This is a genomic window from Rhodococcus sp. NPDC057529 (assembly GCF_042802055.1).
GTDB lineage: Bacteria > Actinomycetota > Actinomycetes > Mycobacteriales > Mycobacteriaceae > Rhodococcus_F.
Map to the genome: position 1 here is coordinate 1 of NZ_JBHVEY010000039.1, position 24,476 is coordinate 24,476.

Annotated in this window: 17 protein-coding genes and 5 pseudogenes; 5 read left to right on the top strand and 17 right to left on the bottom strand. The window is 65.5% G+C overall.

All coding sequences use genetic code 11. The features are described from left to right. Window positions 1–483: 483 nt before the first annotated feature. Window positions 484–1,463, top strand: a pseudogene (locus ACFU5V_RS40520) (aldo/keto reductase). A gap of 241 nt (window positions 1,464–1,704) precedes the next feature. On the opposite strand, the pseudogene ACFU5V_RS40525 reads toward ACFU5V_RS40520, so the two are convergent. Beyond that, window positions 1,705–1,847, bottom strand: a pseudogene (locus tag ACFU5V_RS40525) (IS1380 family transposase); the annotation flags it as partial. A gap of 542 nt (window positions 1,848–2,389) precedes the next feature. Here ACFU5V_RS40525 and ACFU5V_RS40530 point away from each other — a divergent pair. Next, window positions 2,390–3,499, top strand: a complete 1,110-nt coding sequence (locus ACFU5V_RS40530) for an IS630 family transposase (protein WP_378706735.1) — start codon at window positions 2,390–2,392, stop codon at window positions 3,497–3,499. A 377-nt stretch (window positions 3,500–3,876) separates the two neighbouring features. On the opposite strand, the gene ACFU5V_RS40535 is transcribed toward ACFU5V_RS40530, so the two are convergent. From ACFU5V_RS40535 to ACFU5V_RS40560, 6 genes and pseudogenes are all read right to left on the bottom strand, one after another. Continuing rightward, the gene (locus tag ACFU5V_RS40535; protein ID WP_378706737.1) at window positions 3,877–4,653 is read right to left on the bottom strand and encodes a hypothetical protein; all 777 of its coding nucleotides are present in this window, start codon (window positions 4,651–4,653) and stop codon (window positions 3,877–3,879) included. 119 nt (window positions 4,654–4,772) lie between these two features. Continuing rightward, window positions 4,773–5,144: an alpha/beta fold hydrolase gene (locus ACFU5V_RS40540; RefSeq protein WP_378706791.1), complete on the bottom strand. Its 372-nt coding sequence runs from the start codon at window positions 5,142–5,144 to the stop codon at window positions 4,773–4,775. Beyond that, window positions 5,048–5,449: pseudogene (locus tag ACFU5V_RS40545) on the bottom strand (alcohol dehydrogenase catalytic domain-containing protein); the annotation flags it as partial. The pseudogene ACFU5V_RS40545 and the gene ACFU5V_RS40540, both read right to left, overlap by 97 nt. A gap of 28 nt (window positions 5,450–5,477) precedes the next feature. Then, entirely contained in the window at window positions 5,478–5,849 is a 372-nt protein-coding gene (locus ACFU5V_RS40550) for a DUF2255 family protein (protein WP_378706739.1), read from the bottom strand. A 46-nt stretch (window positions 5,850–5,895) separates the two neighbouring features. Next, window positions 5,896–7,488: a Na+/H+ antiporter gene (locus ACFU5V_RS40555; RefSeq protein ID WP_378706741.1), complete on the bottom strand. Its 1,593-nt coding sequence runs from the start codon at window positions 7,486–7,488 to the stop codon at window positions 5,896–5,898. Between the two features lie 106 nt (window positions 7,489–7,594). Beyond that, window positions 7,595–9,097: an MFS transporter gene (locus ACFU5V_RS40560; RefSeq protein WP_378706743.1), complete on the bottom strand. Its 1,503-nt coding sequence runs from the start codon at window positions 9,095–9,097 to the stop codon at window positions 7,595–7,597. A 175-nt stretch (window positions 9,098–9,272) separates the two neighbouring features. On the opposite strand from ACFU5V_RS40560, the pseudogene ACFU5V_RS40565 reads away from it, so the two are divergent. After that, window positions 9,273–10,126: pseudogene (locus ACFU5V_RS40565) on the top strand (helix-turn-helix domain-containing protein). Between the two features lie 813 nt (window positions 10,127–10,939). On the opposite strand, the gene ACFU5V_RS40570 reads toward ACFU5V_RS40565, so the two are convergent. The 9 genes from ACFU5V_RS40570 to ACFU5V_RS40610 all read right to left on the bottom strand — a co-directional run bounded on the left by ACFU5V_RS40570 (window position 10,940) and on the right by ACFU5V_RS40610 (window position 21,459). Further along, window positions 10,940–11,161, bottom strand: a complete 222-nt coding sequence (locus ACFU5V_RS40570) for a hypothetical protein (protein WP_378706745.1) — start codon at window positions 11,159–11,161, stop codon at window positions 10,940–10,942. A 99-nt stretch (window positions 11,162–11,260) separates the two neighbouring features. Further along, window positions 11,261–12,385 (bottom strand): transaldolase, encoded by a 1,125-nt coding sequence (gene tal, locus ACFU5V_RS40575; RefSeq protein WP_378706747.1) that lies wholly within the window; start codon window positions 12,383–12,385, stop codon window positions 11,261–11,263. Window positions 12,386–12,389: 4 nt separating this feature from the next. After that, window positions 12,390–14,501: a transketolase gene (tkt, locus tag ACFU5V_RS40580; protein WP_378706749.1), complete on the bottom strand. Its 2,112-nt coding sequence runs from the start codon at window positions 14,499–14,501 to the stop codon at window positions 12,390–12,392. Window positions 14,502–14,816: 315 nt separating this feature from the next. Further along, on the bottom strand, window positions 14,817–15,647 hold the full coding sequence (locus ACFU5V_RS40585; protein WP_378706751.1) for an alpha/beta fold hydrolase: 831 nt from the start codon (window positions 15,645–15,647) through the stop codon (window positions 14,817–14,819). Next, a complete protein-coding gene (locus ACFU5V_RS40590) occupies window positions 15,647–16,507 on the bottom strand; it encodes a sugar phosphate isomerase/epimerase family protein (RefSeq protein ID WP_378706753.1) in 861 nt (286 codons plus the stop codon). Before ACFU5V_RS40590 ends, ACFU5V_RS40585 begins: the two co-directional genes overlap by 1 nt. Continuing rightward, on the bottom strand, window positions 16,507–17,574 hold the full coding sequence (locus ACFU5V_RS40595; protein WP_378706755.1) for a Gfo/Idh/MocA family protein: 1,068 nt from the start codon (window positions 17,572–17,574) through the stop codon (window positions 16,507–16,509). Before ACFU5V_RS40595 ends, ACFU5V_RS40590 begins: the two co-directional genes overlap by 1 nt. A gap of 68 nt (window positions 17,575–17,642) precedes the next feature. Beyond that, a complete protein-coding gene (locus ACFU5V_RS40600; RefSeq protein WP_378706757.1) occupies window positions 17,643–18,611 on the bottom strand; it encodes an ROK family glucokinase in 969 nt (322 codons plus the stop codon). 35 nt (window positions 18,612–18,646) lie between these two features. Then, window positions 18,647–20,032, bottom strand: a complete 1,386-nt coding sequence (locus ACFU5V_RS40605) for a sugar porter family MFS transporter (protein ID WP_378706793.1) — start codon at window positions 20,030–20,032, stop codon at window positions 18,647–18,649. A 221-nt stretch (window positions 20,033–20,253) separates the two neighbouring features. Continuing rightward, window positions 20,254–21,459, bottom strand: a complete 1,206-nt coding sequence (locus ACFU5V_RS40610) for an ROK family protein (protein ID WP_378706759.1) — start codon at window positions 21,457–21,459, stop codon at window positions 20,254–20,256. Between ACFU5V_RS40610 and ACFU5V_RS40615 the strand changes: the two genes are divergently transcribed. Together ACFU5V_RS40615 and ACFU5V_RS40620 are read left to right on the top strand one after the other, a co-directional pair. Beyond that, window positions 21,399–22,394 carry a DeoR/GlpR family DNA-binding transcription regulator gene (locus tag ACFU5V_RS40615; RefSeq protein WP_378706761.1) on the top strand — a complete coding sequence of 332 codons (996 nt, stop codon included), beginning with the start codon at window positions 21,399–21,401 and terminating at the stop codon, window positions 22,392–22,394. The genes ACFU5V_RS40610 and ACFU5V_RS40615 overlap by 61 nt on opposite strands. A gap of 260 nt (window positions 22,395–22,654) precedes the next feature. Continuing rightward, window positions 22,655–22,762 (top strand): annotated as a pseudogene (locus tag ACFU5V_RS40620) (histone-like nucleoid-structuring protein Lsr2); the annotation flags it as partial. 36 nt (window positions 22,763–22,798) lie between these two features. On the opposite strand, the gene pgi reads toward ACFU5V_RS40620, so the two are convergent. After that, window positions 22,799–24,463, bottom strand: a complete 1,665-nt coding sequence (gene pgi / locus ACFU5V_RS40625) for a glucose-6-phosphate isomerase (protein ID WP_378706763.1) — start codon at window positions 24,461–24,463, stop codon at window positions 22,799–22,801. Window positions 24,464–24,476: the final 13 nt, after the last annotated feature.

The following is a 24,476-nucleotide window of genomic DNA, read 5'->3' on the forward strand; positions in this document are numbered from 1 at the left end:
AAACCCGCCCGCCTTGCGGAAGCATGAACGGGCTGGGTGTCCACGTCAGCGCTCGAATGAAGTTAGGACAGCGCAGCCGCTCGCACAGCATATCCATATCGATTCGGATCTAGCTAGGCTATTCGAGACTTCGATCGATCGATTACATCACACTAATTGGGTTGGAGGAGTGACGATTCCGTGTATAGTTGTCGTGGCAGGAGTTTGGAATTCTCTATATCTGATTACGCCGAGTGATAGCCCGTTATCGACGCTCCGATCGTCGGCTACGTACCCGATGGACTAGCCATCGGAAACCCTCGTGCAGTCGGTGAAGCAACATACGTCCAGACCTGAGGACCGCGCATAATCAGGACATCGCTATACGACGCCAACCTTGGCGGCACGACAGGCACCGGCTCGTGGCCCGAACCGTGCACGTTCACTACCAACCAACTCCTCCAGAACGACCTCGTCGATGGTGGCCAAACGATTGGAGAACAAATGAAGAAGCGCATCCTGGGGAAAGAAGGCCTCGAAGTGTCAGCCATCGGGCTCGGCTGCATGGGAATGACCTTCGGCTACGGCCCGGCTGCGGATTCAGACGAGGCCGTCAAGCTGATCCGGGCTGCCGCTGAGCAGGGTGTGACGTTGTTCGACACAGCTGAGGCATATGGGGAGTCGAACGAGAGGCTCGTTGGTGAGGCCCTCGCACCCGTTCGTGATCAAGTCGCTATCGCCACAAAGTTCGGCTTCAAGACGGCGATTCCACCACCGGACTGGACAGTAGGCCCGAACGAATCCGGTTTGTCGCCGAGCAGTCACTGAAACGCCTGCAGACCGACCGCATCGATTTGTTCTATCAGCACCGGGTCGACCCCAATGTGCCAATCGAGGAGGTCGCGGGCACTGTTCGGGACCTGATCCGAGAAGGCAAGGTCAAGCATTTCGGTCTGTCTGAAGCAGGGGAGGGCATCATCCGCAGAGCCCATGCGATCCAGCCGGTCACGGCGCTACAGAGCGAATACTCCTTGTGGTGGCGTGAGCCCGAGCGGACCGTATTGCCGACACTTGAAGAGCTAGGGATTGGGCTCGTGCCGTTCAGTCCGCTCGGTAAGGGCTTCTTGACTGGAGCGATCGATGCGAAAACATCGTTTGGGGACAACGATATTCGCAAGATACTTCCACGCTTTGAAGCTGATGCGCGCCAAGTGAACCTCGCATTGATTGAGCTTCTGGGTGATATAGCAGGCGCCAAGCAAACGACCCGAGCCCAGATAGCCATCGCGTGGCTGCTTGCACAAAAGCCGTGGATCGCACCGATCCCCGGTACGACCAAGTTGCATCGTCTTGATGAGAACATCGGTGCCGACGACGTGGAACTTACGATCGACGATCTGCAGCGCATCGAAGCCGCCGTTTCCCAAGTCCATATTAGGGGCGCGCGCTACACGGCGCAGCAACGGAAGATCCTCGGCCAGTAGTACAGCGCAACCTCAGGACGTAACCCAGTCTGACCTGAGTTCGCCCCAGAACCTCGTGTCCTGGTGAAGTGCGGATAAGACGCTTACCAGGACACGGGCCGACCGCGGAGGAGGCGCACACACCTCAGGCACGCGAGGGTGTGTCGCCGGGCATGCACCGCACCCGACGCCGTGAACCTCGCGGTCAAAAGGTGGCGAGGGCGTCGCTGACCATCCGGGATGCCCCGCGCGGGGACCCTCAGCCGCCGCGGCGCAGGCGTTGGCCGACGATCACCGGTGCCCGCCCGTCGGTGGTAGCGGTGGCGATCAACGCGTTCAACCCGCGGACCCGGTGTATCCGTAGCCCGAGCCCTGCTTCCGGTGCCCGTGCACCGGCAGGATGGTGGGGGTACCGCCCTGCACGACGAATCGGTCGCGGAGATGGCAGCGACGTTCTTGCCGACATCGATGGCGACGACGATGGTGGATGATGTGGCTGGGACAACGTGCACAGACACAAGCGCACCTCCGGGGGTGTCACGAGCATCGGGCGACGCGGCCACGTCCCCGATCCTCTGAGGAAAGTGTTGATGTTCACTTCCTTCGTGACACCTCCGGAGGTGTTTGTGAAGGTCTAACCCGATCTATTTCAGTGCTTGGGGAAGCGTCGATGTCGACGAGGATCCGCCCACCCGTTCCGGTGTCGGGACCGGAGACGAGTGGGGTTCGTTCGGCGAGGCTATCGAGGAATCGGGTGGCGATGGTGTGGGATAGTTGCACCCTAGTGCGTTGACCACGAACGTTGGCCGGGTGGGTGACACACCGCTGAGAATCCGGCGGTATGTCCGGGGATTGCTGCATTCTCGAGGGCGGTAGTAGCTGTCGAGAGTGTGGGGTGGTTTGTGGCGGAACCGGTTCGAGCGCGTCGGTTGACCGATGCGGAAGGCATGCGGCTGCAGCAGATTGTGCGCCGCGGCAAGGGGTCGGCGATCCGGGTGCGCCGGGCGATGATCATCATGGCATCGGCGTCCGGGACACCAGTGCCGGCAATCGCGCGGCTGGTGGCCGCCGACGAGGACACAGTGCGGGATGTGATCCACGCGTTCAACGACAAAGGCCTGGCCGCACTGGACCCTCGGTGGGCGGGAGGCCGTCCCCGCCTGATCACCGATGACGACATCGCCTTCGTCGTCACGACGGCCACCACGCGCCCGGCCAAGCTCGGACACCTCCTGCAGCTCCGCCGCATTCGCCGTCTGCCGTTCACGCACTGGAGCCTGCGCAAACTCGCCGCCTATCTGGCCGACAACCCGGTCCGGGCCGTTGGGGTCGGGCGCGAGCGGCTGCGACAGATCTTGTGTGAGCGTGGGATCACGTTCCAGCGCACCCGCACGTGGAAAGAGTCCACCGACCCGGACAAGGAGGCGAAACTGGACCGGATCGAGCAGGTCACCACCGAGCACCTGGACCGGTGCTTCGCGTTCGACCAGTTCGGTCCGTTGTCGATCCGGCCCTGCCACGGATCGGCGTGGGCACCGCGGTCCAAGCCGCATCGGCTGCCCGCGACCTACCGCCGCACCCACGGAATCCGGTACTTCCACGGCTGCTACAGCCTCGGTGACGACCAGCTGTGGGGCGTGACCCGCCGCCGCAAGGGCGGCGATCACAGCCTGGCCGCGTTCAAGTCGATCAGGGCCGCGCGCCCCGACGGCGAGCCGGTTTATGTGATCCTGGAAAACCTTTCGGCGAACAAGACACCCAAAATTCGTTCCTGGGCGGCGGAAAACAACGTCGAACTGTGTTTCACGCCGACCAACGCGTCCTGGGCGAACCCGATCGAGGCCCAGTTCGGGCCGTTGCGCACCTTCGTGATGGGCGATTCGAACCACGCCAACCACACCGTTCTGGCTCGGCGCCTGCAGGACTACCTGCGCTGGCGCAACGTCAACGCCCGCCACCCTGACGTCCTGGCAGCCCAACGCCAAGAACGCGCCCGCGTCCGCAGCGAACGCCAACAACGCTGGGGCCGACCACGGGCTGGCGCAGCCGCGGCCTGACCGGTGAACGTTCATGGCCAACGCACTAGAGATGCCCTTCGTGTCGATCGAACGGGTTCTGTAAGAAGTCCAATTCTTTCAGCATGCAAGGGCATCTCGCCGTTTCAACTCACCCGGACCCACCCTGCACGGGTAGATCCAGGCTTAACCGGAGACGCCCCATGCCTTCAGGTACGCCCCTCGGAAGTCGCGAGAGGTTGCGAAAGATGGGCCCTTGTCCGACGGAAGGTTGTTCTCGCTGTCGATCGCGGTGAACCCGATCCCCTCAGGAACGGTGGGCTGGTTGTTGAAAACGCGGTTGAGCGTGTCGACTGCACCCCACGCGACCCATCCACTGTCGTATCCGGAGCCGACGCCTGTCCACTGACCGCCTCGGATCAGGTCGAGAGTTTCACTTGTCCCGAGACCGCCCACCGCAACCATGCAGTCGCCACCGAATGATGGATTTCCAGCACAGGTTCTCTTGCCCGCATCGCGGATGGCCTGCGCTCCACCGAGGGACGCTGCCATTCCATCAAAGGGAGGTACACGGCGGTGGCCTCCGAGTGTTTGATCAGTGAGGATCGGAATGCATTCGTCCACGGGCCGTTCGGAACGTAGTCTGCGGTATTCCACTCGATGGTGTCCATGCCGACAACGGTGATCCCGGCAGGCCTTGCTTCCTTCAGCCGCTGCTGAACGTCGGTGCAAGGAAAGGCATCCTGGACTATGGCATCGGCATTGGCAGCGATTGCGGTGCGGATCGCGTCTGCATAGGCGCCGGCGATCCCCAGATTCCCGTCCACAAGTTTGAAGTCCGACCCTAGGGCTTTGACCGCAGTCTCACCTTCCGCGGCCTTATTTGCGCAGTTCGGAGCCTGCTGTCCGCAGGAGATCCAGTAGACCACCTTCTTGCCCGGGGACTTCGGTGCTTCCATGGGTGGATCCGATTCTGTTCCCGCGTAAAGGGTATCGAGGGCGTTGACACCGATGCTCGTGGCGTCGAAATCGGAAACTGAGCCGGAGCTGTTTGAGCCAGTCGTCGCGTCCGCTGAACACCCAGTGAGGGCAATGCCGGCGACGGTAATAGCCGTTGCAGCAGCCAACTTCCGGTTTGTGCGCAGTTGAATCAATTCTTTCTCCTTCAAGAATGCAGAGCCGGGTCCAACGCTCATCCCGAACTCCGAGAGGTTCTCCCGTAACCACCAGGTGAACTAGAGTTCAGTACTGGACGAAACGTGGAGTGAATAGGACTGTGTGGCAGAGTGTTTAGAGAAGCTAATAATGGCGGGGATTAAGCGGTGGCTTCTTGCTGGGTCGTGATTGTGTCGGCAGTGAGCTGACAGAGTGCTTCCACCAGGTCGGCCGGCCGGGAGAGCATGGGGGAATGGCTGCCGGCAAGTTCGATGGCGGGTGCGCCGAGGCGCTCGCGGCTCACCTGCCGGGACCAATCTGGGCTGATGACGCGGTCGTCGGTGCACAGGATGCAACTTGTGTTCACCTTAGGCCATTCCTGTAGAGGGCATACCTCCGCGAAGGCGGTGATTGCCGTGCACCGGACTATGCGGTGTCGGGTATTTCGGGTGTGGCGAGCAGTGTGCCGTCGGCGTGGGGGATGCGGATCGCCTCGGACTGGCAGCCGTCGTATCCGGTGACGTTCTGGCAGTTGGCGTGGGCGCCGGCCCGGCAGAGTGGGCAGGTGTCGTCGCTAGCGAGGAATTCGCCGATGACGAATTGTCCCGGTTTCACGGTGCGCACGTCGCCGCCGACGGTCTCGACGATGCCGACGTATTCGTGCCCGATCGGTACCGGCTGCGGTACGTCGCTGATCCCGCGGTAGCGTCACAGGTCCGGCCCTTAGACGCAGGTGGCGACGGTCCGGATGATGGCGTCGGTCGGCTCGACGATGATCGGGTCGGGGCGCTGCTCGAAGCGGATGTCGCCGGGGGCGTGGATGATGCTGCCGCGCATGTGCTGATTCCGGTCGGGTTGGTGGTGGTCAGGCGGGATGGACCTCGAGTGTGGCGGCGCGGGGGGCGTCTTCGTCGAGGTGGTCGACGATGGAGGAGTAGTGGCCGTACTTTGTGCGGTAGGCCGCGTCGATACGCTCCAGGTCGCTGTCGTCGGCTTCGATGAACTCGACGTCGTAGGCGGTGCGGCCGGCGACGATCTGTCCTGTGCCTGTAGCGATGGCACCGCGGAACCAGTCTGCGGTGCGGCCGTTCGTTGACCGGACGAACACCCGGTCGGCGTCGCCGACGATCCAGATCGTCGTGGGGCGCCGCAGGCTGCCGTCACGTCGGCGGGTGGCTACTTGCACCTCCTGACGCGAGGTGACGGCGCGTGCGTCCTGGGGTTGCCACGTATTCATGGTCTCTCCTTCTGGATCGGTCATTGTCTTGCGGATTCGCCAGGCATCAATCCACCTCAGGTGGGCCTGCGAGGCGGACTTCTTCGATGTCGAGCTGGGACTGGATCTTGCGCAGGACGGTGTCATCGATAACGCCCTCGTCGCGCAACTGCACGATCGTCTGCCGTTTCTGCGTGATGAGTGCCAGACTCAGCCCGTGGTACTGGCGGCGCCGGTGCACCGACTCCGTGCGGGTGTCGTCCTCGTCCTCGTCCTCGGCGAGGGAATGCGCGAGATGCGCGTCGTACTCGATGCGGACCTGGTCGGCTATGTCCGTGTCGACACCGAGTGAGTCCGCGATCTGCGGCAGCAGTTCGAGGGCCTCCTGAGTCGCGGTGCGCTGGGCGAGGCGGAGCTCGTTACCGAAGGAGGTGTCCTCCGGCAGTCGCGCCCATCGGATTACTCGGGGGAGGGCCAGGCCCTGGAACACCAGCGAGGCGACGACGACGCCGGCGGTGACGAATACGATCATGTCGCGGGCCGGGAAACCGCCGCCGCCGGGCAAGGTCGCCGGGACCGCGAGGGCGACGGCGAGCGAGACCGCCCCCCGGAAACCTGCGGTCATGCTGACGACGCGGCCTCGGGCCGTCGTGCGCAGCAGCCGTTGCTGTGGGCGACGGTCGAGAGTACGGATCGTGTAGATGGTGATGGTGAGGAAGCCGAGGCGGACCAGCAGGACCGTTGCGTAGACGGCGGCCGTCACCAGGACCGCCGTGCCGAGCGCGGCGCTCGACAGCCCCGAGACCACCGCCGGCAGCTGCATGCCGACGAGGACGAACAGGGCGCCGTTGAGAAGAAACGTCGTCAAGGTCCAGAACGGGGTGGCTTGCTGTCGCGTCTGGGCGCTGATCGCCAGGGGCGCGACCCGAGCCATCTGGAGCCCGCAGGTGACGACGGCCAGGACCCCCGAGGCGTGGATCTCTTCGGCCAAGAGGTAGGTGACGAACGGTATCAGGAGGGTGACGACGTTGCCGAGCAGCGGGTCTCGGATGCGCCGCCTCGCATGGAAGATGAGCCACCCCGCGACGAGTCCCACGGCGATGCCTCCGGCGAAGGACAGTGTGAACAGGCCCAGCACATGGGCGGGGCTGATGTCGGCCTCCCCGGTGACGAAGCCCAACGCCAGGCCGTAGATAACCAGCGCAGTGCCGTCGTTGATCAGGCTCTCGGCCCGTAGGGTCGTCAGGTGCCGGTGAGGTAACCCGCGTCCGAGGGCCGCCACCGCGGTCGCGTCGGTGGGGGCGAGCGCGGCACCGATGAGCCACGCCGTTCCCCAGGACAGGCCGAACGCGTGCGCGACGATCGCGACTGTCGTGGCCGTGACGACGACGAGGAGCGTGCCGGTCAAGACGATTCCGCGCAGGAAGCGGCGTATCTCCCGCAGGGAGGTCGTCAGGCTCTCCCAGAAGAGCAACGCGGGTAGGAAGAGCAGGAGGACCATCTCGGGTGGGAGTCCGACGTCATGGAACACCGGGAAGGTACTCAGGAGCAGGCCCGTGGCGAGCAGCACGACCGGGACGGCAACACCGAACCGGCGCGCGAGCAGGTTACCTACGAGGACTGTGATGCCGAGCGCGACGACGAGCTGGAGTCCGAGCATCAGTTCCTCCTGGGGATCGGTGGGGCACGGCGGTCGCGTGGGTTGGGCGTCGGATTTTTTCGATGAGTGGTGAACAAACACGGGAGCTGTTGGCAGGTAGAAGATCTCAGCGCGTGCGGGCTCCGGTCGGTGTTGCGTCGACAGGGTCGGAATGCTGTGCATGCGGGGAGGCGACGCCGTCGTCGCCGCGAATGCAGCGACGCTCGTTGAGCCCGGCAGGGAGAATCAGGGCCAGTGTCACTGCCAGAGCAAGGGCGAGGAGACCGGCGCCGGCCGTCAGTGCGGTGGACACGTGCTGCGCCAGTCCGTCGAAAGTGTTTGTAGAGGAGGACACGGTGGTCGACACGGCGACGAGAATGCCGAGACCCAGCGCGCTTCCGAGTTGGTGCGCGGTGTTGACGAGCCCGGATGCCGCGCCGGCATCGGCCTGGTCGACCCCACTGATTCCGGCCGCGGTCAGGGGAGCGAAGGCAAGGCCTTGGCCGGCGCCGATGAGCACCATAGGCAGGGCGACCGCGCTGAGATAGGCGCTGCCGGCATCGACCCGACTGAGCCACGCCATCCCGACCAGGGTGAGTAGTACACCGGCAGTGAGAAGAGTCGCATTGCCGACTCGACGGGTCAGGCGGGGGATGGTAAGGGCAACAACGAAATTGACCACCGTCATCGGGAAGAAGGCGACACCCGCCTGCAGCGCACTGTAGCCGAGCACTCCTTGGAGGAACTGGGTGGTGAAGAAGAAGAAGCCGATCATCGCGCCGAGGTAGAGCATCCGGGCCAGATAGGCGCCGGTGCGGACGCGGCTGGCGAACAGGTGCAGCGGCATGATCGGGTGGGCCACCCGGGATTCGTTGAACACGAGAACGGCGAGGAGGGCCACTCCGGCTGCGAGCGCGACGAGGGTGCTCGGTGCGGACCAGCCGAACTCGGCGGACTCGACGATGGCGAACACCAGGGCACTCATCCCGAGGGTGGCCGCCAGGGCGCCGACGACGTCGAACCGACCGCTGATGCGTGCGGTCTGCGGGAGATAGCGGGGCGAGAGGACAATCATGGCGATCCCGATCGGCACGTTGACGAAGAAACCGGCACGCCACGACACCGCGCTGGTGAGGGCGCCGCCGATAACGAGGCCCAAGCTGGCTCCGATGCCGGCGGCCGCGCCGTACCAGGCGACGGCGCGGGTTCGTTCGCGCCCTTCCGGGAAGCTGGCGGTCAGCAGAGACAGCGACGACGGTGCGACGATCGCGGCACCTATGCCCTGGAGTGCGCGCGCCGCGATGAGCGAGGCGCCGGTGGGGGCGACGGAGACGAGGAGAGAGGCGACGGCGAAGACTGCCAATCCTGCGACGAACACACGTCGTCGGCCGAGGATGCCGCCGAGACGCGCGCCGAGCAACAGCAGGCCACCGAAAACGAGCGTGTAGGCGTCCTGGACCCAAGACAGTCCAGTGGGGGAGAGATTCAATTCCTCGCCGATAGTCGGCAGCCCGGTGAAGATGATTGAGTTGTCGAGCAGGATCATGAAGTAGCTGAAGAGGATGATGGCCAGGATCGCGGTGGGGTGGGTGCGTCCTGCGGTGGTGGGGTCCGTTGGGGTGACGGTCACGGTTCCTTCTTCGTGGTGGCGGAGGGTGCTGGTGTGCGAGGGGTAGCGTCGGTGTGTACTCGGCGGCCGGTCGCGAGGTGTAGATATCCACTACAACACCGCACTCCCCGATCCGGCAGGTCCTGTTCAACCAGGTACTGGCAAGGCCTCCCAACCGCTGGGCGACCGCCCTACGCTGGGGAGCGTGGACAACCGCAGCGAGATCCGTGAATTCCTGGCCACCCGACGGGCCCGGGCTCACTCCGCGGCAGGCGGGACTCCCGGCGTTCGGCGGGAAGCGGCGCGTGCCGGGACTCCGCCGCGAGGAGGTCGCCATGCTCGCCGGAGTGAGCGTCGACTACTACACCCGGCTCGGGCGAGGAGACCTCAGCAACGCCTCCGACAGCGTCCTGAATACCCTCGCCGGTGCACTGCGCCTCGACGAGGCGGAGCGGACCCATCTCTTCGATCTCGCTCGGGCGGCGCAGAGGGTCCGTGCATCCATTCAGTGGGTCCTCGACACCATCATGGCTCCGGCGTGGGTGCGTAACGGGCGCGCCGACGTCGTGGTCACCAACGTGTTGGGTCGCGCGCTGTACTGGCCGTTGTTCGATGGTTCGACGACCCAGCCGCACACAGCGCGGTTCACGTTCTCGATCCTTGTGCCAACGACTTCTACGGTGACTGGGAGCGCACCGCGAGCGACATGGTAGCGGTGCTTCGCGCCGAAGCAGGTCAGCGTCCACACGATCGTGAATTGACGAACCTCATCGATGAGTTAGCCACCCGCAGTGAAGAATTCCGAACCCGCTGGGCAGCCCGCAACGTATTGTTCCATCGCACCGGGCGAAAGTGTTGCGTCACCCGGTCGTCGGCGAACTCGATCTTACCAACGAGGCGCTCGACCTGACGGCGGGCGATGGCCTGACGTTGCTGGTCTACACCGCGGAGCCGGACAGTCGCGGGAAGCGGCAGCTACCTCAGTTAGCGCTTCTTTCATCGCTCCGGGAGTGCGCGGTGGGTTCGGGTAGCAGGCGGCGTGCGAAATAAGTGCGGGGAGAAGGAGTTATCGGCATATCCCGTTGAACTCAGGTGGCGAATTCGGTCACCGTAGCCCTCACCTCACCGGTGCGTTTTCGCGGAGGTTGTGCGTGGCATCCGGAACTACGCCAAAGGGTGTGAGCTCGTCACTCTCGCCACTGCAGATGAAGTGACATGGCCGCAAGACGTTCGAGAGCCGGGCACGCGGTCGCTGACCCCACTGGCTGCGCGGCGACGTTCAATCTAATCGTCCCTGATACCTGGGAGACCTGCGAAAATGCCTATCTCAGAAGGCCTGTCGGGGTCATCAAACCGGTCTCCGACGCCATCATCACCGCCCGCGGTGACCGGGCCGAAGTCAACGCTCTGCTCTATATGGCCCTACATGTCGCAAGCGTTCCTATAACGGCCACGCCTACGCCGACAGAGACTCGACGCCCTCAACAAGGACACGGTGGTGCTCACCGACGTGGCGATCAGGCAAATAGAGAAGCTCACGATTACCGGCTACTCCCTAGGAGCCGACGCAGCGTGGTGTCCTGGCGGCCGCCCGGGATCAGTAATGACAACGGACCTGTGACGGCTGTCCTCCAACTCCGCTTGAACCAATTGCCGCCAAAGCGGATCTTCTGACCGACGAAGGGCGACTTTGGAGAAGCCGCGACTCCACCATATTTGGGTTTGCTGGCACTACCTCCGTTTCACTCATTTGATTCGCGGTGACTGCTTTGGAGAACACTTGCTGCAGAGTCTTGAATGCTTTTGCTCGGCAGAGCGCTGTCAGGGTCAGGACTTCGGGTGCGACGGCTGGTTTGTTATTTGTCAGCGCCGCCAGTCGATCGGTTCGGAACGGAATGAGTATGTTCCGTTGTCGTCGACAGGGATGACGTCTGTTTCGCCGTCGTGGTAGATCACCAGCCAGCAGTCGCGGTCGGTTGACGGCACGGTCATCACGATCTGTGCCCATTGCCCGGTGCGGTAGCCGTGCTTGGTGTTTCGGCGGACGAACTGTCCGATGCGATGTGGGGTGAGGGTGGTGGTCATTCGTGGCTCCTTGGTTGTGGGTGGTCGACACAAGTGCGGGTGCCGTGGGATGGGTGCACCCGTCGGCGACGCGGGTGGGCAGTCGCCGACGGGGCAGTTTCAGTGGGCCGAGCCGGCGGTGCGGAGCTGGTCGGCGGTGGCGTCGAGGAGTTCGTTCCAGGACACCTCGAACTTGTCGACGCCCTCGTCCTCGAGCACCTTGAACACGTCGGGCAGGTCGATGCCGACGGCGGTGAGCTGGTCGAAGATCTCCTGCGACGCGACGGCGGTGCCGGAGACGGTGTCGCCGGCGACCTCGCCGTGGTCGGCGAACGCGTCGAGAGTCTTTTCCGGCATCGTGTTCACGGTGTTCGGGGCCACCAGGTCGGCGACGTACAGGGTGTCCGGGTAGTCGGGGTTCTTGACGCCCGTCGACGCCCACAGTGCGCGCTGCGGGCGGGCACCGGCCGCGAGCAGACCCTGGAACCGCGGCGCCACCTCGAAGACCTGCTGGTACGCGGCGTACGCGAGGCGGGCGTTCGCGACGCCGGCCTTGCCGCGCAGCGCGAGGGCGTCGGGGGTGCCGATCTTGTCGAGCCGCTTGTCGATTTCGGTGTCGACGCGGGAGACGAAGAACGAGGCGACCGAGTGGATGCGGGAGACGTCGTGGCCGGCGGCCTTCGCGGCCTCGAGGCCGTCGAGGTAGGCGCCCATGACGAGTTCGTAGCGCTGCACCGAGAAGATCAGCGTGACGTTGACGCTGATGCCCTCACCGAGCACCTTGGCGATGGCCGGGATGCCGGCCTCGGTGGCGGGGATCTTGATGAACAGGTTGGGGCGGTCGACGATCTTCCACAGTTCGACGGCCTGCGCGACGGTCTTGTCGGCGTCGTGGGCCAGGCGCGGGTCGACCTCGATGGACACCCGGCCGTCGACGCCGTGACTGGCCTCGAACTGCGGGGCGAGGACGTCGCAGGCGGCGCGGACGTCGTCGGTGGTCACCGTGCGGATGGTGGCTTCGACGTCGGCGCCGCGTTCGGCGAGTTCCCGGACCTGCGCGTCGTAGACGTGGCCCTTGCTGAGCGCGGCCTGGAAGATCGACGGGTTGGTGGTGACCCCGACGACGGACTTGGTGGCGACGAGTTCGGCGAGGTTGCCGGACTCGATGCGGTCACGGGAGAGGTCGTCGAGCCACACCGAGACGCCGGCTTCGGAGAGCTTCTGGAGGTTGGGGTTCTGAGTCATGGCGTTATCCCTTCACGCGTGCGAGCGAGCGCTGAGCGGCGGCGGTGACGGCCTCGGCGGTGAAGCCGAACTCGCGGAACAGGGTCTTGTAGTCGGCGGAGGCACCGAAATGCTCGATGGAGATGATTTCGCCTGCGTCACCGACGAAGCGGTACCACGGCATGGAGACGCCGGCCTCGACGGCGACCCGCGCCTTGACCGTCGGGGGGAGCACGCCGTCGCGGTAGGCCTGGTCCTGCGCGTCGAACCACTCGACGCACGGCATGGACACGACCCGGGTGGGGATGCCGTCGGCCTCGAGGGCCTCACGGGCGGCGACGGCCAGCTGCAGCTCGGAGCCGGTGCCGATGAGCACGACCTCCGGTGCCCCGGTGGACGCGTCGGCGAGGACGTAACCGCCGCGGGAGACACCCTCGTAGCTGGTGCCTTCGAGGACCGGCAGGTCCTGGCGGGTCAGGGCGAGACCGGCGGGAGCGCGGGTGGCCTCGTCGGCGCCCTTCTCCAGGACGGCGCGCCACGCGTGCGCGGTCTCGTTGGCGTCGCCGGGCCGCACGACGTACAGGCCGGGGATGGCGCGCAGCGCCGCGAGGTGCTCGATCGGCTGGTGGGTGGGACCGTCCTCGCCGAGTCCGATGGAGTCGTGCGTCCACACGTAGGTGACCGCGGTCTTCATGATCGCGGCCAGCCGGACGGCGGGACGCATGTAGTCGCTGAAGACGAGGAACGTGCCGCCGTAGGGGCGGGTCGGACCGTGCAGGGCGATGCCGTTGAGGATCGAGCCCATGGCGTGCTCGCGGACACCGAAGTGCAGGGTGCGACCGTAGGGCTCCGCGTTCCACATGCTGGTGGAAATGGACGTGGGACCGAACGAGTCGGCGCCCTTGATGGTGGTGTTGTTGCTCTCCGCGAGGTCGGCGGAGCCGCCCCACAGCTCGGGCAGCACCGGTCCGACGGCGTTCAGGACGGCGGCGGACGCCTTCCGGGTGGCGAGACCCTTCGCGTCGGGCTCCCAGGTCGGCAGCACGTCGGCCCAGCCGGCGGGCAGGGCGCGGTCCTGCAGGCGGGAGAACAGGGCGAAACGTTCCGGTTCCCGGGTGGCCCAGGCGTTCACGGCCTGCTGCCACTGCTGGCGGGTTTCGTTGCCGCGGTCGACGATCCGGCGTGCGTGTGCCAGCACCGCGGGGTCGACGTCGAAGCTGGTGTCCGGGTCGAAGCCGAGAATCTCCTTGACCGCGGCAACCTCGTCGGCGCCCAGGGCGGAGCCGTGCACCCCGCCGGTGTTCATCTTGGTCGGGGCGGGGTAGCCGATGATGGTGCGCAGCAGGATGATCGAGGGGCGGTCGGTGACGGCCCTCGCGGCCTCGGCGGCCGCGAGGATCGCGTCGACGTTCTCGCCGCCGTCGACGACCTGCACGTGCCAGCCGTATGCCTCGTACCGGGCGGCGACGTCCTCACCAAGCGCGATGGCGGTGTCGTCCTCGATGGAGATCTTGTTGTCGTCGTAGAAGACGATCAGATTGCCCAGCTGCTGCACGCCCGCGATCGAGGACGCCTCCGCGGTGACGCCCTCCTCGATGTCGCCGTCCGAGGCGATCACGTAGATGTGGTGATCGAACGGGCTTTCGCCGAGCGCGGGTTCCGGGTCGAACAGGCCGCGTTCGCGGCGGGCCGCCATCGCCATCCCGACCGCGGACGCCAGCCCCTGCCCCAGCGGGCCGGTGGTCATTTCCACACCGCGGGTGTGCCCGACCTCGGGATGGCCCGGTGTCTTCGAGCCCCAGGTGCGCAACGCCTTCAGGTCGCCGAGTTCGAGCCCGTACCCGGACAGATACAGCTGGATGTAGAGGGTGAGGCTGGAGTGTCCACAGGAGAGCACGAACCGGTCCCGGCCGACCCAGTCGGCGTCGGTGGGGTCGTGACGCATGACGCGCTGGAACAGGGTGTAGGCGAGGGGGGCCAGGCTCATGGCCGTGCCGGGGTGGCCGTTGCCGACCTTCTGCACCGCATCGGCGGCGAGCACCCGAGCGGTGTCGACGGCCTTGGTGTCCAGTTCGGTCCAGTCGTCCGGATGCGCCGCAGTCGTCGGCGCGGCACCCCCGCGGAGTCCCGGTTCCATTCGAATTGCGTTTGTTGTCACTGTTATTCGTCGGTCTCTCTGCGCGCGGTGGCCGGATGGTATGCCGGCCCCATGGAGGTGATGGATGTCGTAGATGTCTAAAGCTTCCGCTTCTCGGTGGCACATGATCTACGTAGATGCTGCGTGCCAGGCGCCGATCGTCTTTCCTGGGAGGACACCCGGGCAGGTGATTGGCGGGTTCAGGAGTGGACTTGTGGGGCGGGACGCGGGTGGCTGGCTGTGGTGCGTCCGTGAGCGGCTGCCGAGCACTACATCTCGGGGTCCGCCCGCGGCAGGTTTGCGGTGGTGGTGCGGTCAGGCTGTGGTCACGTGGTCGAGGAAGGTGTGGATCGCCTCGTCGATTTCGGTGGCGAAGCGGCCCGGGTCGCGGTCTTTGCTGGTGACCTCGACGAGCCGCGCTTCGGGTACGCGATTGGCGGTGGACTCAGCGATCGCCCAGGGGTGGAACGGGTCGTCGGTGTGGCCGATGACCAGGGTCGGGGCCGTGATCTGCCGCCACGCCGCGAGGTCGGGCGCGGGTGAGCTGCCGGGGAAGCGGCGCAGAATTTCGGCATTGAGCGCGGCCCGGGGCCGGGTGATCTGGTGTCGTAATGATTGTGCGGCAGAAAGTGACTCGGTCTCGACTTCCTTGTGGGTCGGGGTCTGAGTGAACAGGTCGAGCGCCTCGTCCACCTCATGAGTATCGAGGAGGTCGGCGATCTGCGCGTAGGCGCCTCGGTTGCGGTCGACGTGTGGGACATCGAGCCACGCCGGTCGGCAGATCACGAGAGCGGAGATCCGGTCGGGGTAGCGGATCGCGACATTCAGGGCGACCGCGGCGCCGAGGGAGATCCCGCCCATAACGAACCGGTCGAGTTCGAGGCGGTCCGCCAGGGCGATGACATCGTCGGCGAACGCGCCGAAGTCGCACCGTGACGGGGCGAGGACATCGCTGCTGTTGCCGTGACCCCGCGCGTCCATCGCGATCAGATCGGTTGCGGGTAGAGCACCGAGGTAGCTCAGGGGTTGTTGCCGGTTCCCGCCCATCCCATGCTGGAAGAGAAACGATGCAGTTGCCGCTCCGCCGGCTGCGGGGCGGACCTCGTATTCGAGGCGGGCGCCGTCGTCTCGGATGATCCGCGGCATCACATGCTCCTGTTGCTCGTTGGCACCGCGGTCTCGGCTTCGATCAGCGGTGTGAGGGTGTCGACCGCGATGGGAACTCCGGCAGCGGGAAGCCCGTGCGTGACCACGGCCCCGGTGTAGTTCACCGCGGCGAGCCTGTCGATGATGTGCTGCCACGGCAGCACGCCCTCGCCGGGCGCGACCTGCGCCCGACCGACGACGAGTTCCTTGGCGTGGGCGAGTGCGAGATCCGGGCCGAGCAGGTCGAGGGCCCGATCGATCACCGCGGTCATCGTGGTCGAACTCAGGTCGGCGGTGTCGAGCAGGTTCGCCGCGTCGAACACGATCTTCAGGCGGTCGGATCCGACCTCGTCGAGCATCGTGCGGGCCAGTGCTGCGGTCGAGACGACGTTGGTGTGTTCGGGTTCGAACGCGATGGTGACGCCGGTGTTCTCGGCGATCACGGCGAGCTGCTCGAGACTCGAACGTGAGTCCTGCCAGGCCTGCGGGGTGGAATTGTCCGGGTGGTGCTGCCACATGTCGTCGGGGTTGCGGCTGCCGCTGCTCAGGGTGATGACGGGGATGCCGAGTTCGGCGGCCGCCGCCGCGAGGACCGGGAACCGTGCAATGCCGGCGCCGCGGACCTGCGGGTCGGGGTGCGCGGTGTTGAAGGTGCCGGAAATCGCGGCCAGTTCCACGCCGTGCCGGGCGGAGGCCTGCGCGATCGTGTCGAGCGTGCCCGGCGGGATGTGGCCGGGCACGGTGTCGATGCCGGCGATCGACAGGTTGTACTGGACGGCGCGGATACCGGCCGCGGCGACCGCGGCCATGTTCTCGTCGATGCCGCCGGGGAAGGTCTTGGCGAAGATGCCGAGTTTCATCACACACCACCCTCGACGTCGGCGAGGCGGACCCAGTCGCCGGATTCGACGGAGCGGGCCAGGGCCACCATGGCGCGGACACTGGCCAGGCCGTCCACGGCGGTGGCGCCGCGCGGGGTGGACCCGGTGCGGGCGGCGGCGGCGAGGTCCTCGATCTGCAGGCGGAACACGTTGGCGTCGGCGCCGATCGGCTGGTGGAACTGGTCGTCCTTGGCCGAGAAGGCCTGCACCTCGGCGGTCTTGAGGTACCAGGGGTTGTGCACCTTGCCGACCACGCTGCCTTCGCTGCCGTACACCTGGAAACCCTCCCACCAGTCCATGCGGACGGCCAGGGTGAGGTCGAACTGGCCGAGGCAGCCGTTCTCGTATTCGGCTTCGACGAACCAGCAGAAGGTGCCGGCCTTGGTGGACAGGCGGGCGCGCAGCGCGGTGATCGGGCCGCCGAGGTAGCGGGCGGTGTCGAGCAGGTGGCTGCCGTGGCCGAGGACGTAGTACCGCTGCCGGTTGGCCTTGGGGTCGCCGGACGGGCGGCGCGGTGCCGCGCTGTGCTCGATCAGGGGCTGAACGGTGTCGGTGAAGGCGTAGCGGTAGGTGGAGTCGCAGTACCAGTGCTTGAGTCCGATGAGTTCACCGATCTCGTCCTGGATGAAGTCGTGGGCGAAGGCGATGCCCGGGTCGTAGCGCTTCTCGTGGCCGACGAGCACGACGCGGTCGTTGCGCTGCTGCGCGGCAACGAGGTCTTCGGCCTCCTCGACGGTCACGCCCATGGGCTTTTCGACGAGGACGTGTTTGCCGGCGTCGAGGGCGCGGACGGCCAGCGGCACATGGAACTGGTCGGCGACGGCCACCACGACGGCGTCGACGTTTTCGTCGGCGAGCATCTTGTCGTAGTCGTCGAACGAGGTGGTCGGCTGGTGGACGAGGGTCATCCGGTCACGCAGGTCGTCGGCGGCGTCGCAGATCGCGTACAGCTCGACGTCCTTGGATTTGCGGCAGGCGGGGAAGTGGGCGGCCTGCGCGATTTGGCCGGCACCGAGGACTCCGACGCGGAACGGGATATCAGTCATGGCAAGTTCCTTATAACGGTCACTGTGGTTGTGGTGGTGGGGAGATGGGGTGGTCAGGTCAGCTCGAGTCAGGCCGGTAGCGGGATCTCGGCAACCAGGGTGCGGGCCAGGTCGGCCGCGCCGATCACGCCGGCCTCCCCGGAAAGGGTGGTCATATGGACCGGTGGTCCGCTGCGGGACGCTCGGGCGGTCAGCCGCTTGGTCAGCGCTGCCGCAGCTGGTGCACGGAGCAACTCGCCCGCCTCGGCGACCCCGCCGCCGAGAATGAAGGCCCCGGGATCGAGGATCGTCGCGAGTTGGGCCATACCGATCCCGATCCAGGTGCCGACGGTGTCGAAGACCTCGAGGGCGGTGGGATCGCCTTCGACGGCCGCTTGGGTGACGAGGTGACCATCGATGCGATTGATGTCCCCGCCAGCCAATTCCATCAGGCGCTTGGTGTTGGCGGGGGCCACGTTGGCGGCCTCACGGGCTTCGTGGACGATCGCGGTGCCGGATCCGTAGCGTTCCCAACAGCCTCGCAGCCCGCATCCGCACCGACGGCCGTCGGCTTTGATCAGGAGGTGACCGACCTCCCCGGCGAAGCCGTGCTGGCCGCGGACAATGGCGCCGTTGTTGATCAGGCCGCCGCCGATGCCCGTGCCGATGGTGAGAACAATCGCCGTTTCGGTGTCGGAGGCGGCGCCGAACCGGTATTCCGCCCAGGCGGCCGCGTTGGCGTCGTTTTCCACGACCGTCGGTAGCCCGGTCAATGCGGTGACTGCGGCGCCGAGGTCGACGTCGCGCCAGCCGAGGTTGGCTGCCAGTCGAACGGTTTGCAGGTCGTTGTCGACGAAGCCCGGCGCGCCGATCCCCACTGCCGACAGCTGATACCGGCCGCACAGTTCCGTGACGATGTCGCCGATCGTGGACAGGGCCGCGGTGAAGTCGTGCGCGGGTGAGGGCCGGCGAATCGACTGCTCGACTCGCCCGTTTTCGTCGACCACGCCTGCTGCGATCTTGGTGCCACCGATATCGATTCCGAGTGCGTAAGCCATCGTGGGCTCCTTCCTTTCTGGTCGCTGGGTCCGTGTCAGCCGGCGGTGACATCCTCAAGTGCGACGCCTCGGGTTTCCCGGATGAATCGGGCGACAAAGAAGAAGGACAGCAGCGCGAATAATGCGTACAGGCCGTAGGCGATTCCGAGGTTGGCCTCCTTGAGCATCGGGAAGGTGACCGTGATGACCCAATTGGCGACCCATTGAGCGAAACCGGCCAATGCGAGCCCGGCGCCACGCATGCGGTTGGGGAACATCTCACCCAGCAGCACCCAGGTCACTGTTCCCCAGGTAAGGCCGAAGAAGACAACGAAAAGGTTCGCCGCGATCAGCGCCAGAGGTCCGGCGACGGGGCCGAGGTCGGGAGTGACCGATCCGTTGACGTCGACCAGGGTGGCCGTGGCGAACAGGTAGGCCATGAGCCCGAGCGTGACAGTCATCCCCGCCGACCCGATCAGCAGCATCGGCTTGCGCCCGATCCGGTCGATCAGGGTCATACCGATGACGGTGACCACGATGTTCACGATCGAGGTGAACACCGAGATGACGAAGGAATCCTCTTCGGAGAAGCCGACCGCGTTCCACAGGACACTCGAGTAGTAGAAGATGACGTTGATGCCTGTGAACTGGACGAAGAAGTTGAACACGATCGCCACCCAGACGACCCGTTGCAGGCCGAACGCCGAGCCGCGCAGGTCCTTGAACGACGGTTTGCGGTCGGATGCGATGGATTCGCGGATACGCTCGACCTGATGACCCGGTTCCGGGTCACCCAAAGTCTGCAAGACCTTCTCGGCAGCTTGGTCTTTCCCGCGGGCGACCAGGTTGCGGGGAGACTCCGGGATGGTGAAGGCACACACGCCGTAGGCGATCGCCGGGATTCCCATGGCGATGAACATCCATTGCCAGGCGTCCAACCCGAACCAGAGCGTCTGGTCGGCTCCACCGGCGAGGCGGGCCAGCAGGGCGTTGACGAGCAACGACAGGAAAATGCCCGAGACGATGGCCAGTTGCTGGAGCGCACCGAGTCGGCCGCGGACCCGAGCGGGGGCGATCTCCGCGATGTACGCCGGCGCGATCACCGAGGCGATACCCACGCCGATACCGCCCAGCACGCGGAAGGCGACGAATTCCTCGATGCCAGTTGGAAAGGCGCAGCCGAGTGCACTGATGAGAAACAACAGTGCCGCGATCCTCATGATCGGTACTCGGCCGAACCGATCGGAAATACGCCCACCGACAAGAGCACCCCCCGCGGCGCCGATGAGGACTGCACCGACAGCAAACCCGAGCGCGGCCGCACCGGCCTCGAATTGCTGCTGGATCGCGCCGGCAGCTCCGTTGATCACCGCGGTTTCATAACCGAACAGCAGGCCGCCCAGCGCTGCGGCGCCGGCGAGCCGAATAACGGAGCGAGGCATGGGGGAAGTGTCGCTCACCGCTGCGTCGGCGGTGGTTGCGCCGGCGTCGCCGGCAGCTTGGGGTGTCACCATTTCGAGTCCTTCGTCCAGACACGCGAACGCTTGTGTTCATGCGTTGAAAACACCCTAGAAATGAAACAAAACGAGCCGCAACGATTGAATGTGAGCCACGTTACAGGGGCGGGTTTATATCCAGGTTGGACGAAATTGTGGGGCTCAGGTCAGCGCTTGGCGCCTATCGGGACGGGCAATGGGGCCGCCCGCAGGGCGATGCTGAGCGCACCCACCAGTTGTGCTCGACCGCCGAGCTGGGCGGATCTGATGGTGAGGTTGCGGGTGACGCCGGGCATCGCATTGCGCATCACCACCTCGCGCATCGGATCGAGCAGCAGATCCTCGCCGAGGGCGAGTTCGCCCCCGACCACCACCAGGGCGGGGTTGAGGATGTTGCAAACATTGGCCACCGCTACTCCCACGGTCCGTCCGACGTCACCGAGTACGCGGCCGCACGCATGGTCGCCGCTTCGCGCGGCCTCGACGACCTGGGCAATGGTCAGGTTGGCGCCGTGGATGGGCTCGAGCAGGGACAGCACCCGACGGGTCGAGACCAGGGTTTCCAGACATCCCCGGTTGCCGCACCGGCATACGGTGTCGGCGGAATTGATCATCGTGTGGCCCATCTCCCCGGCCGTTCCGTCCGAGCCTCGCAGAAGTCGGCCACCGGTGATGATCCCGGCGCCGACACCGTCGGAAAGCTTGAGGTAGACCACGTCGCTCGCGCCCCGAGCGGCCCCTTGCCGTTGTTCGGCGATCGCTCCCAGATTGGCGTCGTTGTCGACATAGACCGTCAACCCGAGGGCCTGCGACAAGGTCGCCGCGATGTCGATGCGCGACCACCCGGGCAGGATGCTGGGCGTCAGCAGCTCGCCGGTCGTCGTATCGATGGCCGCCGGGAACGCCATGCCCGCAACCGAGATCTGACTGCGCCGTGCGCCGGTGTCCGCGACGAGCCGGTCGATGCTCTTCGAGATCAGGGGCGCGACCATGGTGTGGCTGTGTTGATTCGGCAGGGGCACACGTTCCTCGGCGACCACACGCCGGTCGCGGGCCGACAACGCCACACGCATGTGGCGATGTCCGATGTCGATGCCGGCGACATATCCGGTGCTCGGGGCCAGACGAACCACTTGGCCCCGTCTGCCCGACGCGCCGGCGTCGCGCACGATCACCCCGGTCTTATCCAGGTCGGAGACGATATTGGACACCGTCGAGGTGGACACGCCCGATCGCCGAGCCAGTTCGGCTTGCGTCAATTCACCGAACTCGGCCAGACAACCCAACACCAGACGGGTGTTGGTTTCCCGCAATGCACGTTGCGACCCGCCGCGAGGTGATTTTTGCGCCAACCGGGAGGTTTCACTATCCATCCCACGATTGTGCTTGCCGCAGGCGGCGCCACCAAGGCAGGTATCGTTTTAATTCGAGTACATTCGAATGTATGGAAGAAAGCAGGGTAAAGAGCGATCGATCGGCGGGTGCGGCTCGGGCCGACGATGCGGTCGAGAAGCAGCCCGAGTTCGCCGACGAGCGCCGTCAACGCATCGTCGGCATCGTTCAGGCGCGTGGCAGAGTTCGGGTACGCGATCTGGCAACGCTGCTCGGGGTAACAGAACCCACGGTCCGCAAAGACATCACCGACCTCGCCTCGGCTCGGTTGCTCAAGCGAGTCCACGGCGCGGCAGTCGCGATCACTCCGTCCACCGAGTTGGACATCAGTGAACGAGTGGGCACGAACGCGGCCGCCAAGGCCGCGATCGCCCGGGCGTGCTTGGAAGAGATCGTCGACGGCGACGCTGTGTTCTTCGATTCCGGCACCACGGTCAGCGCCCTGGCAGGACTATTGGGTTCGTCCGGCCAGGATCGAGTCGATGGTGTTCGCGTTCCCCAGAACGTCAACGTGCTCACCAACTCGATCGACGTTGCGCGCTCGCTCGCGAACTCACCCACGGTCCGCCACACAGTCGTGGGCGGGCAGTACCGAACTGCGGGTGGAAGTTTTGTCGGACCCCTCGCCATCTCCGCGCTCCAGCAGTTCACCCTCAACACCGCATTCATCGGCGTCAGCGGGTTGAACGAGGTCGGCCTTACCGTCGCCGACCTATCCGAAGCGCAAGTCAAGCGGACTGCTATGGAACAGGCGCGCCGGGTGATCGTCCCCATGGACAACAGCAAGGTGGGAGTCAGTGACTTCGCCATCGTGTGCGCGCTCAGCAATGTCGACGTGCTGATCACCGACCAGAGCAACCCCGAACTCGAGCAACTCTGCGCCGAGAACGACGTGAGGTTCGTGGTCGCGAAGTAGGCGATAACGATGCCGCCGGAACAGATCGGTGCCGCCCGTTGGATGGACGGAAGATCCCGGACCATCGGCGGCGCACTGGGAGCTGCATTCATGGCCACCCTCGTCACTGTGGTCACCGCCGGCGCGTCCGCGTCGGGGGGCTCCGCAGGAATCCGGCTACACAAACGGATGCATCATGCTGGGTGTGATCCTGGGCCTCGGCAACGTATACGGCATAACCATAATCAGCTACACCGGGTGGCAAATAATAGTGGCCGCGGGGCGAAACGAGGAAGATTCGCGCCTGGGCGATCGAGCAGGGATACGACCTTTCCTGTCGGGGACGTATCCCCGCCGAGATCGGGCAGGTTTTCCGCGACGAACACTGACAGCATCACACCGTGCGATACAGAACCAGTTGGGTTTCATGTTGTAGTGCTCTCACCGCGCAGAGACCGGTAGGTGGCGATCAACACATCCGTGGATGCGTCTCCGCCCGAGGTCGTTTCGGTCAGTCCAGCAACCAGCGGATACAGCGATGATGCTTGGGTCTTGCCGAGTTCGACACCCCACTGGTCGAACGGGTTGATTCCCCAGATGACGCCTTGGACGAAAACTTGGTGTTCGTACAGGGCGATGAGCTGCCCGAGCGTCGAGGGAGTGAGTTGGGGAGCGAGGATGGTAGTCGAGGGACGGTTTCCCGGCATCACCTTGTGCGCAACGAGTTCGGGGGCGGTGCCCTCAGCGGTAATTTCGTCGGCGCTGCGGCCGAAGGCGAGAACCTGTGATTGGGCGAAGAAGTTCGCCATCAGCACGTCGTGCATACTGCCTTGGCCGTCGAGGGTGAGCTGATCGTCGGTGGGCCGGACGAAACCGATGAAATCCGCCGGAATCAGCTGCCGGCCCTGGTGCAGTAACTGGTAGAACGCATGCTGACCGTTGGTGCCGGGTTCACCCCAGAAGACCTCACCGGTCGGATAGGTCACGGCGGTGCCGTCGGTACGTACGGACTTGCCGTTCGATTCCATCGTCAGCTGTTGCAGATACGCGGGGAACCGCTGGAGGTCGTTGCTGTAGGGCAGTACCGCCCTCGACTGCGCCCCGAGGAAGCTCGTATACCACACCCCGAGCGCGCCGAGTAGCACCGGCGCGTTCGATTCGAGTGGTGCCGTGCGGAAGTGGGCGTCGATGGTGTGAAAACCATCGAGAAGCTCGATGAAGCGGTCCCGGCCGATCGCGGCCATCACCGACAACCCGATTGCCGAGTCGACGGAATATCGTCCGCCCACCCAATCCCAGAACCCGAACATGTTGGTCGGGTCGATGCCGAATTCGGCCACGCGGCGGGCGTTGGTCGAGATCGCGACGAAGTGCGCGGCGACGGCGTCCTCGCCGAGTGTGGCGACCAGCCACCGTCGGGCGGCGGTGGCGTTGGTGAGCGTCTCCTCGGTGGTGAAGGTTTTCGACGCGACGACGAACAGAGTCGTGGCTGGGTCGAGACCGTCGAGGGCGGCGGTCAGATCCGCCGGGTCGACGTTGGAGACGAATCGCACCTCGAGCGTGGGATCGGCGTAGTGGCGCAGAGCGCGGTAGACCATGGCTGGCCCGAGGTCGGAGCCGCCGATGCCGATGTTGACGAGGGTGCGGATGCGGGCACCGGTGGCGCCGCGCCAATGGCCGTCTCGGACGCGGTCGGTGAACTCGCCCATCGCGTCGAGGACGGCATGGATGTCGGTGACGACGTCGCGTCCGTCGACCACGAGTTCCGCCTGACGGGGCAGCCGCAACGCGGTATGCAGGACCGCGCGGCCCTCCGAGGTGTTGATCGGCGCACCGGCGAACATCGCATCCCGATGGTCGGCGAAGCCGATCGAGCGGACCAGTTTCATCAACTGCGCCAGGATACTGCGGGTGACGAGATGCTTGCTGTAGTCGATGTGCAGGTCACCTGCGGTGGCGGAGAAGCCCGACGCCCGCTCCGGGTCCTGCGCGAACAGCTCCCGCAGGTGTACCCCGTCGAGGGTGTCCCGGTGTGCGGCGAGCGCACGCCAGGCCGGAAGCTCGGTCAGGTCGGTCATCGTCGTGGTCATGGAGGGTCCTTCG